The organism is Paenibacillus konkukensis (genome assembly GCF_023523925.1).
GTDB lineage: Bacteria > Bacillota > Bacilli > Paenibacillales > NBRC-103111 > Paenibacillus_S > Paenibacillus_S doosanensis.
In genome coordinates, this window is the sequence record NZ_CP027059.1 from 1,622,278 (window position 1) to 1,647,465 (window position 25,188).

Consider the following 25,188-nt stretch of genomic DNA (forward strand, 5'->3'; position numbering starts at 1 on the left):
TTATGGGGAGGAGATATTTCGCTTATGATCTCTATCGACGAGCTGTTCCAGCCCGCATGCAAACCATCGGATCTGCAGGAGCAGCCTTTGTATTTCAAGGACGGTGCCGCACCGGCCGGGCTGCTGGTCTTTCTGTCTACCATCACGAATAAAGCCAAAATCGAGGAGCTGCTCCTCACTCCGTTCCAATCTCTCGCAAACGGCGGGAACGGAGCGTTCGGCACACCGCTTCCGCCGGCGGCGTTCCAGTACTTCTCCTCCATTGGAGAATGGGTTCCGGGCAGGCAGCGGCAGCTGCTGCTGACCAAGCTGTATGCCGGCCATTGCCTGTTTCTGTTAAACGGAAACCCGGAAGCGCTGGTCGTCGACGTGTCCGAATGGCAGAGTCGGTCCATTACTCCCCCGGAAACGGAAAGCTCGCTGGTCGGTCCGCGGGACGCTTTTATTGAAAATCTAGAGACGAATATCGCTCTCATTCGCGCGCGCATTCGTCATGAGAGTCTAACGGCGCAATCGTTTGTCATAGGCAACTTGACGGGGACGAACGTTACCGTGATGCATCTTGACGGCATTGCGAACCGGCAGATGGTCGATCAAATCGTGGAGCGCATTCAAACGATCCGGATTGACGGCGTCGTGGACACGACTCAAGTCGCCAATCTCATCCTGGAAAAAAATAAATGGTGGTCTCCCTTTCCGCTGTCCCAGTCGACGGAACGGCCGGACAAAGCCGTCTCGGCGCTGCTGGAGGGCCGGATCATCATTCTGATGAACTCGTCGCCTACCGCCGTTATACTGCCCGTGACTCTCACTTCGCTCTACCAGACCGCCGATGACTATTACTTTCCTTTTTTATCGGGCTCCTTTCTAAGATTCGTCAGGCTGGTCGGCTTGTTCCTGACGGTTTTTCTTCCGGCCTTTTACATCTCGATTACGACGATCAATCAGGATGTGCTGCGAATCCAGTTCATGCTGGCTATCGCCGCCAGCCGCGAAGGGGTTCCATACCCCGCTTACATTGAAGTGTGCATCATGGTCTTCCTGCTCGAATTAATCAACGAAGCGAGCGTGCGGCTGCCCAGGGTCATCGGGGGTACGGCGACGATCGTCGGCGGACTTATTATCGGCACGGCCGCCGCGCAAGCCCACCTGATCAGCAATATTATGATCGTCATTACGGCCGCTACCGCCATCGGAAGCTTTACGACACCGAACTATATGGTCGGCGTAGCCCTAAGAATGTGCAGCTATATATTGATTGCGCTGGCGATTCCTCTCGGCTTGTACGGGATGACGCTGGGGACCGCATTTATTTTTCTCTATCTGTGTCATCTGAAATCGCTCGGCGTCCCTTACCTGGCCCCTTTCGATACGTTTCTATATAAAGATTTATTCCGGGACGGATTGACCCGGGCTCCTCTTCTTCTGTCCCGGTTCCGGCCCAGCACCTACCGTGCCGACTCTAAGTCCAAAATGAGCCGCAAGGAAGGAGAGAAATTGCTTTGAAGTGGAAACTACAGGAAAAAGAAGTCCATTATCCGATCTTGCTGTTTGTCGTTACGCTCGGAATTTCCATCACAAGGGGCGTCCAAACGACGGTGCTCGCCGCCGTCGGCCGGAACGGCGTCTGGCTTTTTTTCCCATGCATGCTGGCGGTCGTATTCGGCACCTGGATCAGCTTGAAAATCGTTACGCGAATGAAATCGACCTCCATCATGCTGGCCGGGGGAGAGATCGGGCCGAAGCTTCTTGCCCCCGCGTCTTATTTTTTGCACGGTCTCTTATTTTTGGGAGGTGCGGGCTACACGCTAATGCTGATCGGAGATTTTTTCTCGCGTACGCTGCTGTACGGCGACCAACGGCTTCTGATGTCGATAGGACCGATTATTGCAGGCTTAATGGCCCTATTCCCCATGGAGACGATCGGGCGGTATGCGCATCTGCTCATGCTGTTCATCGTGCCGCCGTTTCTGCTGCTTTCCCTGCTGCCGCTCAGCAATGCGAAATGGTCCTATATGCTGCCGATCGTTGACAAGAGCGATTGGACCGATCCGCTGACCGCCGTCGCCGTCATTATGCTGATGTTCATTCCTGCGGCTGCCAGTACGATGCTGATAACAAGGTCTGCCCAAAAGCCTTCCTTCGTCTCCCTAGCGGTGTTGATGACCGGGGCGTCCTTCATTGCCGGTCTGATGCTGGCCTTGGGGATCACCACGCTCGGCTTGCCCGCAGGCAAAACAGTATCCTTTCTCGCCAACGGAACGTACAGCACCGTGCGGCTGGAGAACTTTTTTCTGGAGCGGGTCGTCTTTCTCATCGTGCTGCTGTGGGAGTATTTAATTGTGCTCGGGGCCGTATTCTTTGTTCGCTCGACGGCCTTCTGCTTCGCTCAAATGCTCGGCCTCCGGCTGTCGCCCTATTTCGTCATCGCCGTGGCCGCTGCGCTCCCCTTCATGCTGATGAAAGCCAATATGCCGTTTTTCTTTTTCAAATATTCGTATTGGCTCGGGTGCTATGCTTTTGGGATCATCGTGCTGTTTCCGCTGTGCTTGTACGTATGGATGACGATGAGGGGGAAACGGGGATGAAGCGCCGGTCGCTGCTTATGCTGCTCCTTCTCGCTGTAGTTGTCACCGGCGGCTGCGGGGATGTCAAACAAATTAATCGCATCACTTTCGTTACCGTGCTTGGCATCGAATCCGCGGAAAAAGGCGTGCGCGTGCATGCTCTGTCGGCCATACCGAGCCGCTATGCTTCCCTGGCCCCTTCCGGAGGGACATTGACGGGCAAAGGATCTCCCAATTTCATCATGACGGCGGAAGGATATACGATCTCCGACGCGCTGTATCAGCTTAAACGCAAATCGGCCCGCGACATTCAATACGGCCACACCAAAGTGATCCTGTTCTCCGGCGAGCTCGCCAAAAAAGGATTGTCCGAGCAGCTCGACTTCCTGATGCGCCGCGACGAAATCCAAAAGATCGCCTGGGTGGCGGTTACCAAAGGAAGCCCGGAACATATTATCCGCGCCAAAGCTTCCGTCCCGGAATCGGTGGGCGACTGGATGGTCGATGTGTTCTCCGGTGCCGGATCGGATACTTTCGAGGTGCTGCCGATCTATTTATATCAATTTTACAGCGGGACTCTCGATCCGGGCGCCTCGCCGTATTCCATGGTATTAAGCCGTTCGGGAGAAGAAACCGCGCTGCAAACCTCGGAAATGGCTCTGTTCGGCAGCGACCGGCTCGTCGGCTATATTCCGTCGAACGATGTGAAATACGTGTCCCTGCTGCAAAAAAGAAAGCTCGCTTCCACCACCTTCACGCTGGAGAAAGAAAAGCTTTCGTTTACGCTGCTGAACTATAAGAGCCAGGTCCAATGGAAGCGGGACCGGATGAACGTCGAGCTGCTGCTCAAGCTCGATTTGGATCAAACCGCCCGGCTGTCCATCGATTCCAGAGCCGAGCTGTTGGAGATTGAGAGCAAGCTCAGCCGTCAGGTTGAGAAAGAGCTGTCGTCGCTCATCGCGAAGCTGCAGGACATGCGCTCCGATCCCGTCGGTTTCGGCGAAGTATACCGGGTAGCTCACGGAGGCAAGCTGGATAAAAAAGAATGGCTGACCAGCATCTTTCCCGATCAACGGGTTGAGGTTCATGTTAAGACCAATATTCAACGCAAGGGCATGATCAAATGAATGACGCTGCGCATAACGTCAAGAACAGTCCGCCTGCATCTGCCGCCGCTTATGCCGGCGGCGCCTCTCCAGCGCCCTGCCTGCGGCAACCACCGAAGCCCCCAGCAGCAGCGGAATGGCCGTATGAACCGCCGGGCTTAGCGAATGGACCCATTGCGCGACCGTATCGTCGCTTAGAATCATCTTCCCCGCCGTGTACCCAAGCAGCCCTACTCCAAGCAGCACAATGACCGGGAAGCGGTTCATCAGCTTCATCAGAAACTGGCTGCCCCAAATAACAAGCGGGATGCTGGAGGCAAGCCCGAGTCCGATCAGCAGCAAATTGCCGGATGCGGCTCCGGCAACGGCAAGTACATTGTCCAGACTCATGACCAAGTCGGCCGTGATGATCGTTCTGACCGCCGCGCCCAGATGGCGGCTGGACGCCGTTTGCTCTTCGCGCTCGTCGTTCATCAACAGCTTGAACGCAATCCAGAGCAGCAGCAATCCTCCGGCCGGTTGGACATACGGAATTTGCAGCAGCCATGCGGCTGCGAAAGTGAGTACGACCCGGAGCGCGATCGCCCCTCCGCTTCCAAGAAATATAGCCTTCCTCTGCTGCTCCGCCGGCAAGTTTCTGCAAGCGAGCGCGATTACGACCGCGTTATCGCCGCTCAAGACGATGTTGATCAACATAATTTGCGCCAGACCAAGCAGCATCCACCCTACATCCATAACGGCAGCATATCCTTTCCTATTTCATCTTTCGCCGATTCGGTTACCGGCTTATCCGTGCGCCGAAAATATTATATTCATATGGATTTTCCCGGTAAAAAAGAATACCCTTTCAAGAGAAAACCGTCCGATAACGATGTCCGGCTATCCTTCCTCGTTAACGAGCACGTTCCGGCCGCGCAGCTTGAGAACAAGCGGAATCGCGATCCAGAGCAGTCCGATCAATAAAAAGACGAGCGAAACCGGCTTTTGCAGAAAAATCATAAAGTCGCCGTTCGAGATCGTCAGCGCCCGGCGCATATTGTTTTCCATCATCGGACCGAGAATCAGCCCCAGCACTAACGGCGCCAGCGGGTAGTCGTTCTTGGACAAGAAGTAACCGGCAAGGCCGCACCCCATAATGAGCAGCAAATCGAACGTCGAATACTGCACGGCATACACGCCGAACACCGAGAACACAATGATAAGCGGAAGCAAATACCGGGCCGGCGTCTCGATGACTTTGGCGAATACTTTGACCAGCGGCATATTGAGCACGAGCAGCATCAAATTGCCGACGAACATGCTCGCGATGACGCCCCAAGCCAGCTGCGGATGATCCTGGAACAGCAGCGGGCCCGGCTGTACGTTATACATGATGAAAGCGCCCATCAGAATCGCCGTCGTGCCGGACGACGGAATCCCTAGGCTAAGCAGCGGGATCATCGCGCCGCCCGATGCGGCGTTGTTCGCCGATTCGGGGGAAGCGACTCCCTCGATGGCGCCTTTGCCGAACTTCTCCGGGTGCTTGCTGATTTTCTTTTCCACGATATAGGCGAAGAAGGAAGCGAGAATGGCGCCGGCGCCGGGCAGCAGTCCGATAAAGAAGCCCAGAATCGAGCCTCGGGCGATCGGCGCCGCGCTGTCTTTCAGATCTTTCCTTGTCGGCAAAATCCGGTTGATTCTGGCAAGCTCCCCGTCGCCGGCTTCGCGCTCCAAGATCGTTTTGAACACTTCGCCGACGGCAAACGTGCCGACCGCGATCGTCAGAAATTCCAGCCCTTGATACAGTTCGGGGATATTAAACGTAAATCGCTCCACTCCCGAGACGCTGTCGATGCCGATCGTAGCCAGCAAGAGACCGAACGCCGTCATTATCAGCGCTTTGACCATCGATTTGCCCGCCAATCCGCTGATCGCGAGCAGCCCCAGCACCATCAGCGAGAAATATTCCGCCGGCCCGAACTTGACGGCTGCCGCCGACAGCGGGCGGGCCAGGAAGATCAGCCCGATCAGCGAGATGATGCCGGCCGCAAAGGAACCGATCGCCGAGATGGCGAGCGCCGCGCCCGCCCGGCCCTGCTTGGCCATCTGGTAGCCGTCGAGCGTCGTGACGACCGACGAGGACTCGCCCGGGGTATTCAGCAGTATGGACGTCGTCGAGCCTCCGTACATCGCTCCGTAATAAACCCCCGCCAGCAAAATGATCGAGCTTGTGGCCGCTTCCTCCGGCGCCAAGCCGCTCGTTATCGTCGCCGTAATCGGAATCAGCAGCGCGACCCCGCTCATCGGGCCGATCCCCGGCAGTACGCCGACGACCGTCCCGATCAAAACTCCTATGAAAACAAATACCAGATTATGCCACTGCATCGCCGTGCCGAGACCGTGCAGCAAATACTCGATCGTGCTCATGTTTCTCCCTCCTGCCAGCCTATGCTTCAAGCATACGCTTCATCCTTTTGCATGCGATTACGATAAGCCGAGCCATGCCGGAAACCCGGGAAGCGAACCGTCCAGCACATTGACGTACAAAAAGTACACCCCGTAGGAGAACGCCGCCGCAATCAGCAGCGAAACCCAGATTCGTCCTCTTTGCATCGTTTGAAACCCGATCAGCAAAAACAGGAACGTCGAGATGACGAAGCCGATGTCTTCGAGGAAGCAGGCGTACAGCACGGCCGCCGCGAAAATAACGGCGAACCGCTTGTAGTCCAGATTGTCCCGCTTCTTCTGCGCCCGCTGCTTGCGGAAGCTTTCGTAGATCAGCCGCAGGCTCAGCAGCGATAAAGCAATCCCGAGCACCATTGGAAAAATGTTCGCTCCGACATTGCTGCCGTAGGCGCTCGTCGATATGCTGCGGCTTCCGATCGCGAAGACGGCGCCGACAGCGAGAAAGACGATGCCCGCATAACGGTCGAACGTATGGTTCATTCCCATCCACTCCTTACTTTTGCATGCCCAAAGCGGTCAAAATATCTTTGACCTGCGCCTCTTGCGCCGTTAAATAAGTCTTGAAGTCGTCCGCCTTCTTATATTCGGTCTCCCAGTTGTTCGCCTGCATTTCTTTCTTCCACTGCTCGGACTCGACCATCTTGTTAATCGCCTCGTCCCAAAACTTCCTGGCGTCCGCGCTCATTTCTTTCGGTCCGAAGATGCCGCGCCAGATCAGAAATTCGGCGTCGACGCCCTGCTCCTTCATCGTAGGCACGTCCTTCATGCCGCCCCCGAGACGCTGCGGCGCCGCTACGGCCAGCACCTTGATTTTGCCCGCCTTCAAATATTGATCGAGCGAGGAAGCGTCTGTGCCGAGGACATCGGCATTGCCGCCGAGCAGCGCGGTGATGGCTTCTCCTCCGCCGTCGTAGGATACGTACTTCACCTTCTTCGGATCGATGCCGTACTTGAACGCCGGGAGAATGGAGACGAGATGATCCATCGAACCCGGAGCGGAGCCTCCGGCGACGGTCAGCTTGGACGGGTCCGCTTTCATGTCGTCGAGCAGCGACTTCAGATCGTTGTACTTGGAACCGGCGGCGACGGCGATCGCTCCGTAATCTTTGGTCAACTGAGCGAGCGGCGTCGTATCCTTGTACCCGAACGGCGTGTTGCCCTCCTTCTTCAAATTGTTGATCAAAATCGGCGGCGAGCTGACGAACAGCTTATAGTTGTCTTTGACGTCCTTGGTTGCGTACTCCGCCATGAATACGGTGCCGCCTCCTCCCGGCTTGTTCTCTACGGTGACCGGCTTATCCAGCGCTTTGGTTTCCGCCAGCACCTTGGCGATCGTGCGGGCGGTCATATCCCAGCCGCCGCCCGCGCCGGAAGGCGCGATCAGACTGACGGCCTTCTCCGGGTATTTGGATGCGGCAGGCTGCGCCGTACTCTTGCCGTTCTCCGCGCCCGAGGCGGCCGGCTTGGCTCCTCCGCCACAGGCGGCAAGACTGACGGCAAGCAGGCTGACGGCGGTAACTTTCAGGGAAGCTGCCCAAACGTTTTTCATGAAATGAACCCCTCCGATAATTTTTAATTTTTGAATGCGCTTTCTTTTGAGATAACGCTTTCAGAATACCACCGGGTTCTTCGTTCGAACAGTTTAACGAAATTAATGATAATAACTCCATTGTGTCGATTTTGTTCATATTGTTCACGGCGTTTCCAGGCTTCATTTCGTCAAAATGACAGCGCTTTATGTTACAATAGACTTCGCTGCCAGGTCATCATCTGCAATTGCCCGTTACACATCCTGAAATATCATGCGGGAGGATTCGATTCCATGCGGTTGCAAACCAAGCTTATTCTCATCATCTGTTCTCTGCTTTCTCTGGTGATCGTAAGCCTCGGCGGTATTTTCTACTATATAACGACCTCGGTATTCGAGGACCAGATCGGCACCAGGGCGCTCCAGGTGGCGGAGACGATAGCGCTTATGCCGGAAATCCGCAAAGCGTTCGGCGAACCGAATCCTTCGGAGATCATCCAGCCGATCGCGGAAAGCATCCGCGAGAAAATCGGCGCCGAATATATCGTCGTCGGCAACCGGGAAGGCATTCGCTATGCGCATCCCGTAGCCGATCGGATCGGTAAAGAAATGGTCGGCGGGGATAACGGGCCGGTGCTTGCGGGGCATTCGATTATTTCCGAGGCTATCGGCTCCTTGGGACCCGCTCTGCGGGGCAAGGCTCCCGTCTTCGACGATAACGGCGGCGTCATCGGCATCATCTCGGTCGGCTTTCTGACCGAAAATATCGACCGCATCGACGACATTTACCAGGAACGGGTCGAATGGATTACGCTCCTCCTGCTCGCCGTCGGCATCGCCGGCTCGATTCTGATCGCGCGCAGCGTGCGGCGCTCCATTCACGGTCTGGAGCCGGAAGAAATCGGCGCGCTGTACACCGAGAAGCAGGCGATTCTGGAATCGATCCGCGAAGGCATCATTGCCGTCAACGGCAAAGGCGTCGTCACCCTTGCCAACCGGTACGCGCTGCAGCTCCTGCAGCTGCCTGAGCACGAGACGATATCCGGCAGGCATATTGAAGAAGTGATCCCGAACACCCGGCTGCTTGAGGTCGTTCGTACGGGGCAATCCGAAACGGACAGAGAGATGCTGATCGGCGACCGCGAAGTTGTCGTCAACCGCGTGCCCATCGTCGACCGCAGCGGCCAGGTGACCGGCGCCGTATCCAGCTTCCGCAGCAAGTCCGAGCTGTACCGGCTGGCCGAGGAGCTGTCTCAAGTGAAGCGGTTCGCCGAGTCGTTAAGGGCGCAAACCCATGAGTTTTCCAATAAATTGTACGTGATCTCCGGACTGATTCAGCTGGAGTCGTACCAGGAAGCGGTCGAGCTTATCTCTCGCGAGGTCGATGTGCATCAAAATTTCGTGCAGTTCATTATGCGGGAAATACCCGATCCGATGATCGGCGGGCTATTGATCGGCAAGTACAACCATGCGCAGGAGCTGAAGCTGAGCTTTGAAATCGATCGCGAGAGCTCCTTCCGCGATATTCCCGAGCAGGCGGACCGCAACTTGCTGGTCACGATTATCGGAAATCTGATCGACAACGCCATGGAGGCCGTACTGGCCTGCGAGGGCAAGCCGGATAAGCAGGTCAAATTGTTTTTGACCGATCTCGGCGACGATCTCATTATCGAATGCGAGGATAACGGCGCAGGCATTCCCGAAGAGGCTGCCGGCTCCATCTACGATAAAGGATTTTCCACCAAACGGGGAGAGCACCGCGGCATCGGTCTGGCGCTTGTTTCGCACGCGGTCGGCAAGCTGAACGGATATATTACGTTCCATAGAAATCCTTCGGGAGGCACGCTGTTTACCGTTGCCATTCCGAAGCGACATCAGCCTTCGGCAGGGGGGATGTAACGATGACGGCTCCAGCGAACATAACGGCCGTGGAAGTGCTGGTTATCGAGGATGATCTGCGAATCGCCGAAATCAACCGCAGATTTATCGAGAAGGTCGAGGGCTTTACTGTGGTCGGCATTGCGCCCGACGAGGCTCAGGCGAAGGAGCAATTGGACATTCTGCGCCCTTCCCTGGTGCTGCTGGATATTTATTTGCCGGGAACAAGCGGCCTCGACTTGCTGCAGTATATCCGCCAGCATTTCCGGGACACCGATGTGGTGATGATCACCGCGGCCAAGGAGGTCGACGCGATTCGGGAAGCCGTGCGCGGCGGCGCGTTCGACTATATTATGAAACCGCTTATTTTCGGCCGCCTGCAGGAGACGCTGCTGCGTTACCGGGAATTTCACCGCGAGCTGAATCGGCTGAACGAGACCGGCAGCATTAGCCAGAGCGATGTCGACCGGCTGCTCTCCGGCAGCATGAAGAAGGAAGCGGGATCAGATGCCGGCTTTCTGCCCAAAGGCATCGACAAGCTGACGCTCGTCAAGGTGACGCAGACGATCTCTCAAGCGCCCGACGGATTAACGGCGGAGCAAATCGCCAAAATGATCGGAGTCAGCCGCTCGACCGGGCGGCGTTATCTGGAGCATCTGGTTCATCTGGGCGATGTGTACGCCGATCTCTCTTACGGCGTCGTCGGCCGGCCAGAAAGGGTGTACCGGCCGACGAGATAGCCGCGGACGCATTCCGCGGCATTCCCGGACGTTTGACGCTTGGGTCTTCGCCAAGGCCGCTCGCGCCTTCCGTATAAAGCGGCAGGCATGCCCCGACTCATTACGGCGTGGAGCGGCTTCTTTTTTTCGCATACAGACCGATGCCGAAAAGGAGCACGAACACGGCAGCGCCGGCGATTCCCCAGCGCAGCGAGCCCTTCCGCACTCCGGCGTAAATGCCGCTCACGGCGATCGTATACGGCAAAATGCCTACGGCCGTCGTCCAAATAAACGCCCAAAGTCTGACGCTCAACAAGCCAGCGGTGTAATTGACGACATGATAAGGCACCAAAGGTACGAAGCGGAGCAGAAGCAGGCCGAACGACTCGCGCCGCCGGATCATCCGCTGCACCTTGTCGAGAAAAGGACGGGCCATCGGACCGAAAAAAGGCTTCGTCACCCATTTGGTCAAAAACATCGCTCCGACTGCGCCTAGCACGCCTCCGGTCCAGGAATACACTCCGCCCCAGACCGGTCCGTAAATTTCCATAAGCACGATGGAAGTAAACTCTCCGGGCACCGGCAAAATATTGACGATAATCTGGACGCCCACTCCGATAGCGATGCCCAGCGCCCCCATATGCCTGATGCTCCCGAGCAGCCGCTGGGCTTCTCCGATGCGCAGCAAATAAATATACCCCGCGACGGCGAGGACGATAAACACTGCGCTGATCAGGCTGACGAGCTTCGCGCCGGATGACGGCTGCCGCTCTCCCATGGGATCGATCACCTCGCTTCAGGAAATGGTTGCCGCTCCATTCATAAGGTTTCCTGATTTAGGCAACTTCATTCCCCGCTGCGTCCCGATTCTCGCTATGGCTCCAGCGGCACGGGCGTTCCGGCTTCCTGAAAGCTTGCAAGCAGGCATTCCTTCTCTCTCTCCAGCCGCCACAAACGGTAATAATAGCCTTCAAGCCGCAGCAGCTGCTCATGCGTCCCGCGTTCCTTGACTTCTCCCTGATGCATCACGATAATTTCATCCATCCGTTCGAGCCCTGACAGCTTATGCGTAATCCAGACGACGGCTTGCCGCTTCCAGACCGACTGCAAGTTGTTCATGAACGCTTCCTCGGTCAGCACATCCAGTCCCGTCGCCGGCTCATCCAAGAGCAGCGCCGGGGTCCGGCGCAGCAGAGCCCGGGCCAGACCCAAACGCTGGCGTTCGCCTCCGGACAGCAGGCCGCCGCGCTCTCCTATCAGCGTATCGTAGCCTTGGGGCAAGCTCATGATCGTATCGTCGATCAGCGCAAGCCGCGCCGCCTCCCGCAGCTCGTCATCCGTCGCTTCCGGTCGCCCGAGCCGCAAATTGGCCGCAACCGACGCCTTGAACAGCTGTACCTCCTGGGAAACGACCGCATATTGGGAACGAATGAACGCTTCCGGCAGCTCGCGAAGCTCTCGCCCGTTCATGCGAATCGAGCCTTCGGCATACTCCCGCAAGCCGAGCAGCAGCTGCAGCAGCGTGCTCTTGCCCGCTCCGCTCTCCCCGACGACGGCGATCCGTCTCCCCGGCTTCAAGCTCAAGGTAACATCGCGGACCGCATAATCCCGCCCCAGTTCGTACCGGAACGATACGCCGCGCATCTCGACCTCCCACTCGCCTTGGTCTCCGCGCATGTCGGGCGCAGCAGAAGCGACGGAAGCGGCAGCGGCGGCCGGCGCCTGCCGCTCCGGAGGGTTCGCCGCCGCAAAAGCCCGGTTCTCCTCCACGACGCGGAACAGCCGCGAAGCCGCGGACAGCGTATGGCCCAATTGCTGAAATGCCGCTGGAAGCGGTACAACGGCTTCGAAGCAGGCCAGCGTCATCAATATCAGCGCCGGGATGTACACCGGCTCCAGCCGTCCCGTCCCGGTGAAATAGACGGAAGCCGTCAGCACGAGCCACATGCTTACATGCGCCGCGCCGAGCATCGCTCCGCTCACAGCTGCGCCGGCCCGGTTCAAGCGCATCTGCTGCCCGTTCACCTGCGACTGCAGCCGCATAATGTCCTCCAGCCGCTCCTGAGCGCGCCCGAACACGAGCAGATCCTTCATGCCGAGGAGCAGATCGCTCGTCTGAGCGTACATCATCGCTTGGCGGCCGGCGATCGCCCGTCCCGGCTCTCTGCCCAGCCTGGCGCTGAGCCATGGCAGGCCGATGCCGGAGAGCGCCAGCATCGCCAGCAGAACGAGCCCGAGCCGCCACTCTTGCGCGGCGAGCAGGAAACAGCCCAACGCGCCGGTTATGAGCGCGACAAGCGGCGGAGCCAGAACGCGCAAATACATATGCTGCAGCTGCTCCACGTCGCCGACGAGCGTTTGCAGCAGCTCGCCGCTGCGCCGCCGCTCCAGCAGCCTGACTCCCGCAGGCTCCAAGCTCTCGTACAGCCAGACGCGTACCCGGTGCAGGACGCGGAAGGTCAGATCATGCGACACCAGCCGTTCCAGATAGCGGAAGGCGCCCCGGGACAAGCCGAAAAACCGCACGCCCACGATGGGCACCCACAGCAGCAGCACCGACTCCGGCCGCAAGGCGGCTCTGGCGATCAGGTAGCCTGACGTGCCCATGAGACCGATGCTCGCCGCTATCGTCAGGCAGCCGAGCAGCACCGCCGTCAGCAGCCTGCCCCGGTACGGGCGCAGGAAAGAAAGCGCGCCGCGCCAAGCGTCCTGCCGGTCCCGCCAAGGGGCCTGCCGCTCTTCGCCGACATCGGTCCGCCCGCCTTCCCGCTTCAGGTCCGGCCCCTCGCGCATATCGCTTCCCGCTTCCATCTGCGGCGGCGCAGCTTTGCGGCCGCTCGTCTCCCGCTCCAGCGTCCGCATCATACGCGCGTACATGCCTCCCGCGGCCAATAGCTCGGCCGGCGAGCCGATTTCGGCGATACGTCCGCGGTTCATGACGATGATGCGGTCCGCATCCCGCACCGTCTCCAGCCGGTGCGCTACCGTCACGGACATGCGGGTCCGCAGATGCCGTTCCAAGCCTTGCCGGACGATCGCCTCATGCCACAGATCCAGGCCGGAGGTCGGCTCGTCGAGCAGCAGCAGCGGCGCGTCCTTCAGCAGCGCCCGGGCAATGGCGACGCGCTGAATCTGCCCGCCCGACAAGGAAGCGGCTTCGCCCAGCAGCGTGTTCAGCCCGTCCGGGAGCTGCGCGATGAAATCGACGCCCGCCGCTTCCAGCGCGCGAGCCAGCCGCTCCTCGTCGACGGGACCGTCGCAGCCGAGCGTCAAGTTATCCCGCAGCGTGCCGTAATACAGCTTCGGATTCTGGTTCACGCTCGACAGCCGGCTCCGCCATGCGTCCAGCGGCAGCTCCGCCAAGTCGGCGCCGTCCATCCGCACGCTGCCGCCGGTCGGAACCGCGAAGCCTTGCAGCACGTCGAGCAGGGAACTCTTCCCCGAACCGGTCGGTCCGATAACGGCAATGCGCTCTCCCGGCTCCAGCGTGAAGGACACGTTCGACAGCGCCGGCACCGAGCTGCCGGGATACGTCAAGCTGACATCCCGAAACTCGATGCGGCAGCCGTTCGGCTTGCCGGCGGGCAGCGGTTGTTCCCGCTTGGCGCGGGCTGTCGGCTCCGCCTCCAGAATGGCGATGATCCGGGATGCCGCGGCCATCCCGTTCGTGCTCGCGTGAAACTGCGTGCCGAGCGCTCTGACCGGAGCGTAGAACTCCGGAGTCAGCAGCAGCACGAGAAACGCATGCTCGAAGCCGATCTCTCCGTTAATCAGCCGCAGCCCGAGAAACACCGCTACGATCGCGGTGCTCAGCGTTGCGAACAGCTCCATGACGAAGGATGATAAAAACGCGAGCCGCAGCGTGCCCATCGTCGTCTTCCGGTACTCCTCGCTGATGCGCGAGATGATCTCAATCTGCGCCCGGCTGCGGCCGAACATCTTCAAGGTCGGCAGTCCCCGCAGCACGTCCATGAAATGCCCGCCGAGCTGTCCTAACCGCTCGAACTGCCGCTGCGCTTTGGATTTGGCGGCGAGTCCCACCAAAATCATGAACACGACGAGCAGCGGCAGCGTCACCGCCAGCACGACGGACGAAATCCAGTCCAATCCGGCGACGGCGCAGAAGATCGCGGCCGGAATCAGCATGGACAGAGCCATCTGCGGCACATAGCGCGCCAAATAAGCCTCCAGCTGCTCCACTCCCTCGTAGACGGTTCCGAGCAGCTCCCCGCTGCGCTCGCCTTTGGCGTAACCCGGCCCCAGCTCGACCAGCTTGGCGAGCAATTGGCGGCGCAGATCGCTCTTGATGCGCATCGCCATCTGGGAGGAGGCGTACTCGCTCGCCGTCTGGACGAGCGCTCTCAGCAGTATCCACCCGAGCAGCACAGCGAAGACCGGCGCCAAGGCCGAGAGGCCGAGCCCATTCAGAAAGGCTCCGTGAACGAGACGGGCCAAGCTGACGGATTCAAGGATCATCAGCACCCCGCCGATGACGCTGAACCCGATGCCGGCCAGCAGCAGCTTCCGGGTTCCTTGCACGCGGTCAAGCAGTTTTTTCATCATATCAGTAGTCCAAATGATCCTTGACGCTCACCCGTTTGCGGAACACCCAATACGTCCACGCCTGGTAAGCGACGACGACGGGCACCGTAGTAAGAGCGATCACGGTCATAACCTTCAGCGTATATTCGTTCGAAGCCGTATTGTAGATCGTCAGCGTCCAGTCCGGGTTCAGCGAGGAGATCATCACCCGCGGGAACAGGGACATAAACACCGTAATCGTAGAGAGCACGATCGTAAGCCCGGTCATAATGAACGCCCAGCCGTCGCGCCCGGCTTTCAGGAAGAAATGGACGGAGAGCAGCGCAAAGCCCGCCGTGAGCGGAACCATGCCCGGGATAATGCCGTCGCGGGTAAACATATCCGTCTCGAAATAGCTGAGGAAGACGAACAGCAGCAGCACGATGCTGGCCCACGCGCCGAAGCGGTTCGCCGCCCGTCTCGCCCGCTCCCGCAGCTCCCCTTCGGTTTTCAGCGAGAGATAGAGCGCCCCGTGGAGCACGAACAGCAGCACGATGCTGACACCCGCCGTCACCGAATAGACGGAGATCAAATCCCAGAACGAGCCCGCATAATTTTTGTTGGCGTCGATCGGCACGCCTCTCATCAGATTCGCCAGCGCCACGCCCCACAAGAGCGGCGGCAGCAGGCTGCCTCCGAAAATGACGCCGTCCCACAGCTTGCGCCACCGGGGATTCGGCAGCTTGCTGCGAAATTCGAAAGCCACGCCGCGGCCGATAAGAGCCAGTAGCATGAGGAAAAGCGCCATGTAGAAGCCGCTGAACAAGGTCGCGTACCATTCCGGAAACGCCGCGAACATCGCGCCGCCCGCCGTAATCAGCCAAACCTCGTTGCCGTCCCAGACGGGCCCTATCGTATTGATAAGCACGCGGCGCTCCGTATCCGTCCGTCCGAGAAACGGAGTCAGCATGCCGACGCCGAAGTCGAAGCCTTCCAGGAAGAAAAATCCGACGAACAGCACCGTAATAAGAATAAACCATAAGGTTTCGAGCATATTCCTTCGCCTCGCTTTCTATTTCATTGCCCCGGCGGGCCTCACAGAGGAGTCGCCGCGCTCGATTCGATCCCGTGATCGTCCTGCTTATGATGATCATCGTCGGTTGCCCCTTTTTTCACGAAGACGACGATGAGATAAACTAACACGGCGGCCAGCAGTCCGTAAATGACGGTAAAGCCGATCAGCGACGTCGCCACCATCGCCGGCGTCACCGTAGGCGATACGCCCGCTTCCGTCTTCTGCAAGCCGAAAACGAGCCAAGGCTGGCGGCCGACCTCCGTCATAATCCAGCCCGCCGAATTGGCTATGTAGGGCAGACTGATCGCAGGGATCATCCATTTCAAATAACGCGGAAACTGCTCCAGCCGATTGCGCCAGACCGCGTAAGTGCCGAACAGACTCAGCAAAATCATCAGCACCCCGGCGAGCACCATGATGCGGAAGCTCCAGAACGTCGTTTTGACCGGAGGAATATAGTTGCCCGGACCGTACTTCGCCTCGTACTCCGCTTGCAGTTCATTCATTCCCGGCACGCTGCCGTGCAGCTTGTTATAGGATAAAATGCTTAATGCGTAAGGGATTTCGACCTGTCCCCGGTTTTGCTTCTTCTCCACGTCAATCAGGGCGAACACCGTCCACGGAGCGCTATCTCCCGTCGTGTCCCACAGCGCTTCGGAAGCCGCCATTTTCATCGGCTGCGACTTCATCAAGTGCTGGGCCTGCTCATGGCCGGCGACGGCCGTCATAAAACTCGCCGCCAGCGCAATCGTAACGCCGATCGCGAAGGAAGCTTTGAACAGCTGCGGCTGCTGCTTGCGAAGTATTTTATAAGCGCTGATCCCCGTTACGAACAAGGCGCCCGTCGACAGCGCTCCGTAGACGACATGCGGGAATTCCACCCACAGCTGCTTGTTTCCCAGGATGGCGAAGATGCTCGTCATCTCGGCGCGGCCGCCGCGAATCGCATAGCCGACCGGCTCCTGCATAAAGGAGTTTGCGCTCAAAATCCATAAGGCCGACAGCGTCGTACCGATCGCCACGAGCCAAATCGAGGCCAGATGCACCTTCTTCGGCAGACGGTCCCAGCCGAAAATCCAGATACCGAGAAACGTCGATTCGAGGAAAAAGGACACCAGCGCTTCGATAGCGAGCGGCCCTCCGAATACGGCACCGACAAACCGGGAATAATCCGACCAGTTCATGCCGAACTGAAATTCCTGCATAATCCCCGTAACGACGCCTACGGCGAAGTTCAGTAAAAACAATTTCCCCCAAAATTGCGCCATTATTTTGTACGATTCATCTTTCTTCACTACATACATCGTCTGCATTACCGCGATGAGATAGGCCAGCCCGATCGACAAAGGTACGAGCAAGAAATGATAAACCGTCGTTATGCCGAACTGCCACCTGCTTAAATCCAACGTATCCAAATTGAATTCCTCCCTTCTCTACGTTGTTAGTATAGATGGAAGCGGCCGCCTTACATGTGATTAATATCACAAAGTCCGAGGCAGATTTTGAACATTTTTAGCAAAATCATGACGCTTCGGCCAAACGCCGCAAACCTCTTCGTCCATACCCTTGAGCATGACTTTTTCCCTGTGATTGTACAAAAAAACAGCAGGCCGGATTCGTTCCATCCGACCTGCTGCCTATATTTTACTAACCATGCGAAAGCCCGTGCGCAGCTCCCTGGCCGGCGCTTCGGCTATCCCATGATCGACGGATGCCGCCTACTCTTCCAGAAACGTCACTTGCTTGTCCGCCAACGAAGCGATACGGGCCAGCGAATCGACGCGGTACCCCGCTTCTCTCAGCTTGTCCGCTCCGTTCTGGAACGACTTCTCGATGACAATGCCGATGCCGGCGACGACCGCGCCGCTCGCTTCCACGATTTGCGCCATGCCGAGGGCCGCTTCCCCGTAAGCGAGGAAATCGTCGATAATCAGCACTTTCTCGCCCGGAGACAGGAATTTCTTCGATACCGCCACTTCGTTCTTCTGCTCCTTGGTAAACGAATAGACGGTCTTGACGATCAGGTCTTCGTTCAAGGTGAGCGATTTTTGCTTGCGCGCAAAAATCATCGGCACCTTCAGCGCCAGCGCGGTCATTACGGCCGGAGCGATGCCCGACGATTCGAGCGTAAGCACCTTGCCGACGCCGGCTTCCGCATACCGCGCCGCGAACTCTTGACCGATCGCCGCCATCAGCTCGGGATCGACCTGATGATTCAAGAACGAGTCCACTTTCAGCACCCTGTCGCTGAGCACCGTGCCTTCCTGTCTGATTTTATCCTGCAATGCTTTCATAGTACGGTTCCTCCCCCTATCTCCTTGCCGCGACGGCAAGATCGATTCCTCAGGTAGCATATACTGAAAACCGGCCTAAAAGCAACTCGTCTGCCGGAAAGGGGCGAAGTTTTATCGGAGATATACTGCTATCGTGTCCCGGATGAAGGATGAATTTTTTGGCCTTCCTCCAGCATTTGGATGAACTGCCGGATTCGCTTATCTCGAGTTTCTTGTTTTTTGGCATTGTGAATTCGAAACAGGATCGCGTATTTATTTTGTCTGTCGAGCGTATCGTAGAACGCCTTAGCCTCTGCATTGCGCTCCAACTCGATTGCGAAGTCCTCAGGCAGCGAGGCGATGCTTTGCGATTCGTAGGCCTTATCCCAGTTCCCGTTCTTCCGGGCTTCTTCAATTGCCTTATATCCGGAAGTCTTCATTCGCCCGTTTGCGATCAGCTGTTCCGCCTTGTCCTTATTGACTTTCGACCAGATGCTCTTGGCGCCGCGCGGAGTAAACCGCTGCAGCCATGTTTTCTCATCGTATGCTTCTTTCTGACTGTCGACCCATCCGTAGCATAAGGCAACCTCGAGCGCTTCGTTATAGGAAATCGTTACGACGCCGGAATTCTTCTTCGCAATCTGTAATCGGATGCCGGGTGAGGTATCGCAATGATCGTCGAGCCAGCTCTCAAAAGATAACGGATCGGCAAAAGAAATAATCGGCAAGCTCGATTTTTTTACCACATGAATCGCCTCCTAATCATTCAAACGAACGTAATTCTTGACCCGTGTTATCCTAACAAAATCTCGAAAACCTGTATTGTAAAAACACGACACCTTACCATTGCTTATCATTGCTTATATACGGCAATACGTTCAATATTGAATTAAACTGCCAGCTGCTTCAAGGAATACCAAACAGGAGCTGCCGCAAGGGCAACTCCATGCTATCGTTTCTCTTAGTTGAACAGTATATCTCAAGAGCTTTTCTTTTCAAAATAGACCAAGCTAAAATCAGAGGTGATCAAGCGTTCTTTAAAGACCCCATATCCTAATTTTTCGTATAAGGCAATGTTCCTCTCGCTTTTGCTTCCGGTGAACAATTCATAACGGGATGCCGGAAAAAGTTCTTCAATAGCGTTCATTAACAATTTGCCTATTCCTTTATTTTGGTGATTCGGATGAACCATCAGCTTGCCTATATAGCATGTTCCGTCTTGATCGTAGGCTCGTACGGAGCCGATGATGGTCCCATCCATCGAAGCTTTAAGTATAACGTGATTATCAAACTGTTGGCGCAGCTCTTCCAAGGTCTGAGCAAGCGGCTCAATAGTAAAATCGTTGTAAATTTCCGCTTCGCTTCTGTAAGCCAGCTTTTGCAGCGGCAGGATTTCCTCTGCATCCGATACGGATGCTCTTGCAACTTTTATGCTCATCTCAGCTCTTCCTTTCTCGGCTCTTCTGTACTCATCTTAATTCATCCGATGCCATTTTGCTATACAGATTTGGAAAATTGTGCTGCCGGTTTATTTTGAACGTTGCGCCGGACCCTGCAAATCCAACTGATAAACAGCAAGCTCCAGCCATCGCTCAAAGTTGTAATCCTGCTCTTTTTATAACTCCGCAGTATACAAATCCCAATCTTTCGTGGAGCCTGTTACAAATGAGAAAAGGACGCCCCGGCAGAATCGCTCGGGCTGCGTCCTCCGCATCCCTATTGCATTTGAGCATGGCTTCGCTCCCGGCCGCTCAGTAAGTAACTCCCGGACCGTCCGGCAGCTTGCCCGCCGCCCGCTTCAGGCTGCGTCCCGACGCCGCTATTTCTTCCCGTGCTTTGACCGGCGGCACAGCGGACAATGCCTCGCACTCGCGAAATGCCCGATACGGGCAGCCCAGGCAGCGATCGCGATCAAGCTTCCCGAGCGCATAATCGATCGCCTCGCCGGTATGCTCGAAGAAATGATCGGCCCCGACAACCGCCTCCAGGCCGGTTCTGCGCAAATACGCCCGCGGCTGGGGCTGAACGCCCGTGAGCAGCACGGTCCCTCCCAAATCCGCGAACCGTTTCACCAGCCTGCTCAGGTTATATTCTCCCGTCGAGTCGAGGAACGGCACCTTGCCCAGCCGCAGCACCAGCAGCTTGGTATGCTCGGGAACCGCATCCGTCATCGTCTTCTCGAATATAGCGGCGGCCCCGAAAAACAGCGGCCCTTCAATCGTATAAATGCTGATTTGCGGGCAATCGTGCTTGTCGCTCACCATATAATCCCGCATTTTCTCATGCTTCATCGCCGGATCGGGAAGCACCTTGGCGACCTTGTGGACGTCGCTCATCCGTTTGACGAACAAAATGACGGCCAGCACCAGCCCCGCCTCCACCGCCGTCGTCAGCTCCGTAAATACCGTAAGCAGAAAGGTCACCAGCAGCACCAATGAATCGCCGGTTTTCGTCTTCAGCACATGAATGAATTCTTTGCGCTCGCTCATATTCCAGGCGACGACCATCAGGATGGGCGCCATGCTGGCCAGCGGAATGAGCGAGGCGTAAGGGGCAAAGGCAAGCAGTATGCACAGCACGACGACGCCGTGAATGACCCCGGACAGCGGAGATGCCGCTCCGTTCTTAATATTCGTGGCGGTACGGGCTATCGCTCCGGTCGCCGGAATGCCCCCGAACAGCGGCGTCACCATATTGGCGATCCCCTGCCCTATCAGCTCGCGGTTGCTGTTATGCCGGCTTCCCGTCATCCCGTCGGCAACGACCGCCGAAAGCAGCGATTCGATGCCGCCGAGCAGCGCGATGACCAAGGCCGGAGCGATCAGCTCCTTGACCGTACCCCAGGTCAGCTGCGGAAGCTGCAGCGCGGGAAGAACGCTCGGAATGTCCCCATACGCCGAGCCGATGGTCGCCACCTTGCCGCTGAAGAAGACGGCCGCGACAATGCCCGAAAGGATCAATCCCACTAGAGAGCCGGGAATTTTCGAATGGATTCGGGGCACGATCAGCAGCACCGCCAGGCTGAGCAGCGCCGTCAAGACGCTCCACGGATTGATCGTGTGCAGGTGAGCGGCGATTTCCTTCATGTTCGAAGCGAAATCCTCATGCCGTTCCATGCCGGTTAACCCTAGAAAGCTGCCGATCTGGCCGGAGAAAATAATGACCGCGATCCCGGAAGTAAAGCCTACGGTAACCGGCCGCGGTATATAGCGGATGAGCGCCCCGAGCCTCAGCAGCCCCATCAGCACAAGAAATATCCCGGCCATAAAGCCGGCGATCAGCAGCTTCTCATAACCGTATTGAAGCACGATGGCGAACAGAATCGGAATAAACGCCCCCGTCGGTCCCCCGATTTGAAACTTCGATCCGCCAAGCAAAGAAATCAGTATTCCGGCAACGATCGTCGTATAAATCCCGAACTGCGGCTTCGCACCGGATGCAATGGCGAAGGCCATTCCGAGCGGAATGGCCACGATACCGACAATAAGCCCCGACACCAAATCTTTGCGCAGCATGTGCAGACGATATCCCTCGAATCTTCCCGACCACTTCATAACAGCCCTTCTTTTCTTATATTTGATTATTTGAATATATGAATATAATAGGATTATGAGCAAAAAAAAACAATGCCTGATTGACATTGATTCTTAGCGATAAGATCCGTTTTACGTATTATGTAGGGTCCGAAGTGCGCATACTCTCAAGCAGAGAGATCGCCCCGACCAGATGATTGTCGAAAATACGCTTGGCCACCTGCAGCAAATCCTTGACCAGGGGATCGCGCAAGCTGTATATGACGGTCGTCCCTTCTTTGCTTCCGTAGACGACATTTTTGCTTCTTAAGATGGCTAGCTGCTGGGAGACGGCCGAGCCTTCGCTGCCGATCAGCGCTTGAATTTCATTCACGCTTTTGTCTCCTTCGGACAGCAGCTCCAGAATACGGATGCGCATCGGATGGGCCAACGCCTTGAAAAAATCGGCCTTAAATTGCTGCAGTTCATAATTCATACGGATTGATTCTCCTCATCCATTCCAAGTATAAATAATATCATATCATAAAATGATCGCCGTTCAACTGAAGAAGAATCCTCGCGGGCGGCAGCGCCTTCGGCTTCATTGAGTATTGCAGGCGTATGCTTTATAATACCCATATATTCAAATCATGTGAAATTCAAATCTTAAGGCAAGCAGGCCGGCGAACGGAGGAGCTCAAGCTCATGGGAATTGGCTCGACGATAGTATTAGGCGTCATAGTTATCGCCATCGTATGCGGATTAACGTTCTGGGTAACGAAAAAAGCTTACTCGCGCAAATGGGACGAAGAGGAATAAGAACGAACTACCATCCCCGATTATCAAGGAGTGATACGTTTTGGAAATCAGACCATTCGGCGCAACCGGCCGGTCCTTCCCGCTGCTCAGCTTCGGCGCGCAAAGAATTGTGGACGAGCATCATTGCACTGAAGAGGAAGCGATCCGGATCGTAAACCGGGCCGTGGATGAAGGAATCACCTACTTTGACACGGCTCCGAGCTATTCGAACGGGCAGTCGGAGGAACGGCTGGGCAAGGCGCTGCGCTCCCGGCGGCATGAAGTATGGATTGCGACGAAAACGCATGACCGGACCCGGGACGGGTCGCGGAGGCTGCTCGAAGCGAGCCTGAACCGGCTGCAGACCGACCATGTCGACGAATGGCGGCTGCACAATATTATGACGCGGGAAGAGCTCGATCAATGCTTTGCCAAAGGCGGAGCGATGGAAGCGCTGCTCGAGGCCAAGGAACAAGGCATCGTCCGTAAAATAAGCATCAGCGGGCATACGAACCCGCAGGTGCAGCTGGAGGCGATCGACCGCTTCCCATTCGACAGCGCCTTGGTCGCTCTCTCCGCAGCCGATCACTTCATTTACAGCTTCGCTCATGAGTTTGTGCCCAAGGCGGTCGAACGCGGGGTGGCGGTCATCGGGATGAAAGTGTTCGCGCTCGGCAAGCTGGCTCCCTGGTACGAGCAGGCGCTGCGCTATACGCTGTCGCTGCCCGTATCGACGACTATCGTCGGAATGGAATCGATGGAGCAGCTTGAGCGGAATTTGGCCGCAGCCAGAAGCTTCACGCCTTTCGGCGATACGGAACGGCTGGAGTTTTTCAAGCAAATCATGCATCTCGCCAACCCGGACGTGCTGCGCTGGAAAGCGAGCGGCTGGACGTCCGGCCAGTGGTACGAGCGGTCCTAAAGCGCCTCGGGCGAGATCGGCTGGGCGCTGGTCTGACCGTCGCCGCCGGACAAGCTGCGGATGGCCAACCACCCGAGCAAATAGCAATGCAAAGAAGGAGGAAGTCCCGCTGCCGGGGCTTCCTCCTTCTAATTTTCGGGCGTCCTTTCAATTCGTCCAATCTTCCTCCAGGGCTTGTCTCGCCAGCTGAATATGCAGCTTGGCGCCGTACGCCAGCACCCGTTCATCTACGTCGAACCGCGGATGATGAACGGGATGAACGATTCCCCGCTCCGCGTTCCCGGCGCCGATAAAGACGAAGGCCCCCGGTATGCGCTCCAAATACCAGGCGAAATCTTCGCCGGCCAGGCTCGGCGCATCGAGCAGCAGCGTGTTCGCTTCGCCGAACACCTTCGCGCCGGCGGCCTGCACCTGCCGGACCGCCCGCGGATCGTTGCGCAGCGGCGTCCCCTCCCGCAGGCGGACATCGCTGCGGCCGCCGAACGAGGCGGCGACCGCCCCGGCGCGATGCTCCAGCGCATGCACAATCCGGAGGATCGTCTCCTTGTCGAAGGCGCGGAACGTGCCGGTGAGCACGGCGTGATCCGCTATCGCATTATGCGCGCTGCCGGCGCGCAGCGTGCCGTAGGACAGCACGGCCGGCTCCATCGGGTTCAGCTCGGTGGACATTGCCACCTTGATCTCGCCGATGAATTGGGCCGCCATGACGATGGCGTCCACCGCTTGGTGCGGGGTGCTGTGATGGCCGGTGACGCCGTGGAATTGGACGGTGAAATGATAGGAAGCCGCCATCGCGTATTGGCGGTGAACGCCGACGGTGCCTATAGGCAGCTCCGGCCAAACGTGGAACGCGTAGCCTGCGTCCACGCCTTCGAGGATGCCGTCCTCGATCATATTCCGGCCTCCGCTGAGCAGCCGTCCGTCCTCGGGAACCGGTCTGGCCCCTTCCTCCGCAGGCTGGAACACGAACTTCACGGTGCCGCGCAGCTCCTCCCGAAACCGGCTGAGCGCCTTGGCGGCCCCGAGCAGCATCGCCGTATGAGCGTCATGGCCGCACGCATGCATGACCCCTTCATGGCGGGACTTGTACGCCGCGTCATTCTCCTCCTGAATGGGCAGCGCGTCCATATCTGCCCGCAGCAGGACGGTTCGTCCTTCCGCCCGCCCGCGAAGAATGCCGACGACGCCCATGCCGAAATGCCGTCCGACACCGCGCCGGACCTCCAGCCCCCATTCCTCGAGCAGACCGGCGACCTTGGCCGCGGTCCGATGCACATCGTAGAGCAGCTCCGGATGCCGGTGCAAATCCCGCCGAATGGCGACGAGCTCCTCCTCCAGCGTGTCGGCATACGCTAAGATCGCTTCGCCGCTCATGCCAGCGCGCTCTTAATGCGCTCGATCTGCCCCAGATGGGTCTGCACATGGCGGATAAAGGCGAGCAATGAGCTTTCCAGCGTAACCGTCTCGCCCTTGAAATTCGCGCCCGATCTGGCCCAATCTTCGGCGGACAATCGCTGGAACAGCAGCTTGTTATAGGCAAGCAGCGCCCCGAACGCGTCCAGAATATCGGAAGCGGAGCCCTTGTTCGCCCTGGACCGGCTGACCCAAGGGTCCTGCTGAAACGCCGCCAGCTGCGCGTTGTCTTCGGAAATGATCTTGCGAACGCGAAACGAAAACACGATGCTGTGATCGGCCAAATGCGACAGCACCTCGGTCACGCTCCACTTGTCGGGAGCCGGTTTATATTTCAGCTGCTCCTCGCTCAGTCCTGCGATCGCTTCCTTCAACTGGCGGTACGTATCGGTATAAGCTGCCAAATCAATGACTTGTTGATTGTAACTCAT

Annotated in this window: 21 protein-coding genes; 6 read left to right on the forward strand and 15 right to left on the reverse strand. The window is 57.5% G+C overall.

All coding sequences use genetic code 11. The features are described from left to right. Window positions 1-24: 24 nt before the first annotated feature. Genes SK3146_RS07175 through SK3146_RS07185 form a run of 3 tightly spaced genes read left to right on the forward strand, consistent with a single transcriptional unit; the run spans window position 25 to window position 3,694 of the window. Window positions 25-1,506: a spore germination protein gene (locus SK3146_RS07175; RefSeq protein ID WP_249864431.1), complete on the forward strand. Its 1,482-nt coding sequence runs from the start codon at window positions 25-27 to the stop codon at window positions 1,504-1,506. Then, window positions 1,503-2,588: an SLC5/6 family protein gene (locus SK3146_RS07180; RefSeq protein WP_249864432.1), complete on the forward strand. Its 1,086-nt coding sequence runs from the start codon at window positions 1,503-1,505 to the stop codon at window positions 2,586-2,588. Before SK3146_RS07175 ends, SK3146_RS07180 begins: the two co-directional genes overlap by 4 nt. Next, window positions 2,558-3,694, forward strand: coding sequence for a Ger(x)C family spore germination protein (locus SK3146_RS07185; RefSeq protein WP_249864433.1), 1,137 nt, complete (start codon window positions 2,558-2,560; stop codon window positions 3,692-3,694). The genes SK3146_RS07180 and SK3146_RS07185 overlap by 31 nt, the downstream gene beginning before the upstream one ends. Before the next feature lie 18 nt (window positions 3,695-3,712). Here SK3146_RS07185 and SK3146_RS07190 read toward each other — a convergent pair whose 3' ends face one another. From SK3146_RS07190 to SK3146_RS07205, 4 genes are all read right to left on the reverse strand, one after another. Continuing rightward, complete coding sequence (locus tag SK3146_RS07190) at window positions 3,713-4,408, reverse strand: TerC family protein (protein WP_249864434.1); 696 nt, start codon at window positions 4,406-4,408, stop codon at window positions 3,713-3,715. Between the two features lie 144 nt (window positions 4,409-4,552). Beyond that, the gene (locus tag SK3146_RS07195; protein ID WP_249864435.1) at window positions 4,553-6,079 is read right to left on the reverse strand and encodes a tripartite tricarboxylate transporter permease; all 1,527 of its coding nucleotides are present in this window, start codon (window positions 6,077-6,079) and stop codon (window positions 4,553-4,555) included. Window positions 6,080-6,136: 57 nt separating this feature from the next. Further along, entirely contained in the window at window positions 6,137-6,598 is a 462-nt protein-coding gene (locus SK3146_RS07200; RefSeq protein WP_249864436.1) for a tripartite tricarboxylate transporter TctB family protein, read from the reverse strand. A 13-nt stretch (window positions 6,599-6,611) separates the two neighbouring features. Further along, window positions 6,612-7,667, reverse strand: a complete 1,056-nt coding sequence (locus tag SK3146_RS07205) for a Bug family tripartite tricarboxylate transporter substrate binding protein (RefSeq protein ID WP_249864437.1) — start codon at window positions 7,665-7,667, stop codon at window positions 6,612-6,614. 273 nt (window positions 7,668-7,940) lie between these two features. Between SK3146_RS07205 and SK3146_RS07210 the strand changes: the two genes are divergently transcribed. Together SK3146_RS07210 and SK3146_RS07215 are read left to right on the forward strand one after the other, a co-directional pair. Further along, the gene (locus tag SK3146_RS07210; protein WP_249864438.1) at window positions 7,941-9,545 is read left to right on the forward strand and encodes an ATP-binding protein; all 1,605 of its coding nucleotides are present in this window, start codon (window positions 7,941-7,943) and stop codon (window positions 9,543-9,545) included. 2 nt (window positions 9,546-9,547) lie between these two features. Continuing rightward, the gene (locus SK3146_RS07215) at window positions 9,548-10,264 is read left to right on the forward strand and encodes a response regulator (RefSeq protein WP_249864439.1); all 717 of its coding nucleotides are present in this window, start codon (window positions 9,548-9,550) and stop codon (window positions 10,262-10,264) included. Window positions 10,265-10,364: 100 nt separating this feature from the next. Here SK3146_RS07215 and SK3146_RS07220 read toward each other — a convergent pair whose 3' ends face one another. The 9 genes from SK3146_RS07220 to SK3146_RS07260 all read right to left on the reverse strand — a co-directional run bounded on the left by SK3146_RS07220 (window position 10,365) and on the right by SK3146_RS07260 (window position 22,120). Beyond that, window positions 10,365-11,033 (reverse strand): TVP38/TMEM64 family protein, encoded by a 669-nt coding sequence (locus SK3146_RS07220; RefSeq protein WP_249864440.1) that lies wholly within the window; start codon window positions 11,031-11,033, stop codon window positions 10,365-10,367. 83 nt (window positions 11,034-11,116) lie between these two features. Continuing rightward, window positions 11,117-14,806, reverse strand: coding sequence for a thiol reductant ABC exporter subunit CydD (gene cydD / locus SK3146_RS07225; protein WP_249864441.1), 3,690 nt, complete (start codon window positions 14,804-14,806; stop codon window positions 11,117-11,119). A 1-nt stretch (window position 14,807) separates the two neighbouring features. Continuing rightward, a complete protein-coding gene (gene cydB, locus SK3146_RS07230; RefSeq protein ID WP_249864442.1) occupies window positions 14,808-15,818 on the reverse strand; it encodes a cytochrome d ubiquinol oxidase subunit II in 1,011 nt (336 codons plus the stop codon). Between the two features lie 41 nt (window positions 15,819-15,859). After that, complete coding sequence (locus SK3146_RS07235) at window positions 15,860-17,254, reverse strand: cytochrome ubiquinol oxidase subunit I (RefSeq protein ID WP_249864443.1); 1,395 nt, start codon at window positions 17,252-17,254, stop codon at window positions 15,860-15,862. A gap of 303 nt (window positions 17,255-17,557) precedes the next feature. After that, on the reverse strand, window positions 17,558-18,133 hold the full coding sequence (locus SK3146_RS07240) for a xanthine phosphoribosyltransferase (protein ID WP_249864444.1): 576 nt from the start codon (window positions 18,131-18,133) through the stop codon (window positions 17,558-17,560). A gap of 128 nt (window positions 18,134-18,261) precedes the next feature. Continuing rightward, complete coding sequence (locus SK3146_RS07245; protein ID WP_249864445.1) at window positions 18,262-18,858, reverse strand: YdeI/OmpD-associated family protein; 597 nt, start codon at window positions 18,856-18,858, stop codon at window positions 18,262-18,264. 233 nt (window positions 18,859-19,091) lie between these two features. Next, complete coding sequence (locus tag SK3146_RS07250) at window positions 19,092-19,550, reverse strand: GNAT family N-acetyltransferase (protein WP_249864446.1); 459 nt, start codon at window positions 19,548-19,550, stop codon at window positions 19,092-19,094. 313 nt (window positions 19,551-19,863) lie between these two features. Then, entirely contained in the window at window positions 19,864-21,666 is a 1,803-nt protein-coding gene (locus SK3146_RS07255; protein WP_249864447.1) for a SulP family inorganic anion transporter, read from the reverse strand. 118 nt (window positions 21,667-21,784) lie between these two features. After that, the gene (locus SK3146_RS07260; RefSeq protein ID WP_249864448.1) at window positions 21,785-22,120 is read right to left on the reverse strand and encodes an ArsR/SmtB family transcription factor; all 336 of its coding nucleotides are present in this window, start codon (window positions 22,118-22,120) and stop codon (window positions 21,785-21,787) included. Between the two features lie 363 nt (window positions 22,121-22,483). Between SK3146_RS07260 and SK3146_RS07265 the strand changes: the two genes are divergently transcribed. After that, window positions 22,484-23,344 (forward strand): aldo/keto reductase, encoded by an 861-nt coding sequence (locus tag SK3146_RS07265; RefSeq protein ID WP_249864449.1) that lies wholly within the window; start codon window positions 22,484-22,486, stop codon window positions 23,342-23,344. Window positions 23,345-23,491: 147 nt separating this feature from the next. Here the strand turns inward: SK3146_RS07265 and SK3146_RS07270 are convergent, their stop codons facing one another. Further along, window positions 23,492-24,718 carry a M20 metallopeptidase family protein gene (locus tag SK3146_RS07270; protein ID WP_249864450.1) on the reverse strand — a complete coding sequence of 409 codons (1,227 nt, stop codon included), beginning with the start codon at window positions 24,716-24,718 and terminating at the stop codon, window positions 23,492-23,494. Further along, window positions 24,715-25,188, reverse strand: a complete 474-nt coding sequence (locus tag SK3146_RS07275; RefSeq protein WP_249864451.1) for a DinB family protein — start codon at window positions 25,186-25,188, stop codon at window positions 24,715-24,717. The genes SK3146_RS07270 and SK3146_RS07275 overlap by 4 nt, the downstream gene beginning before the upstream one ends.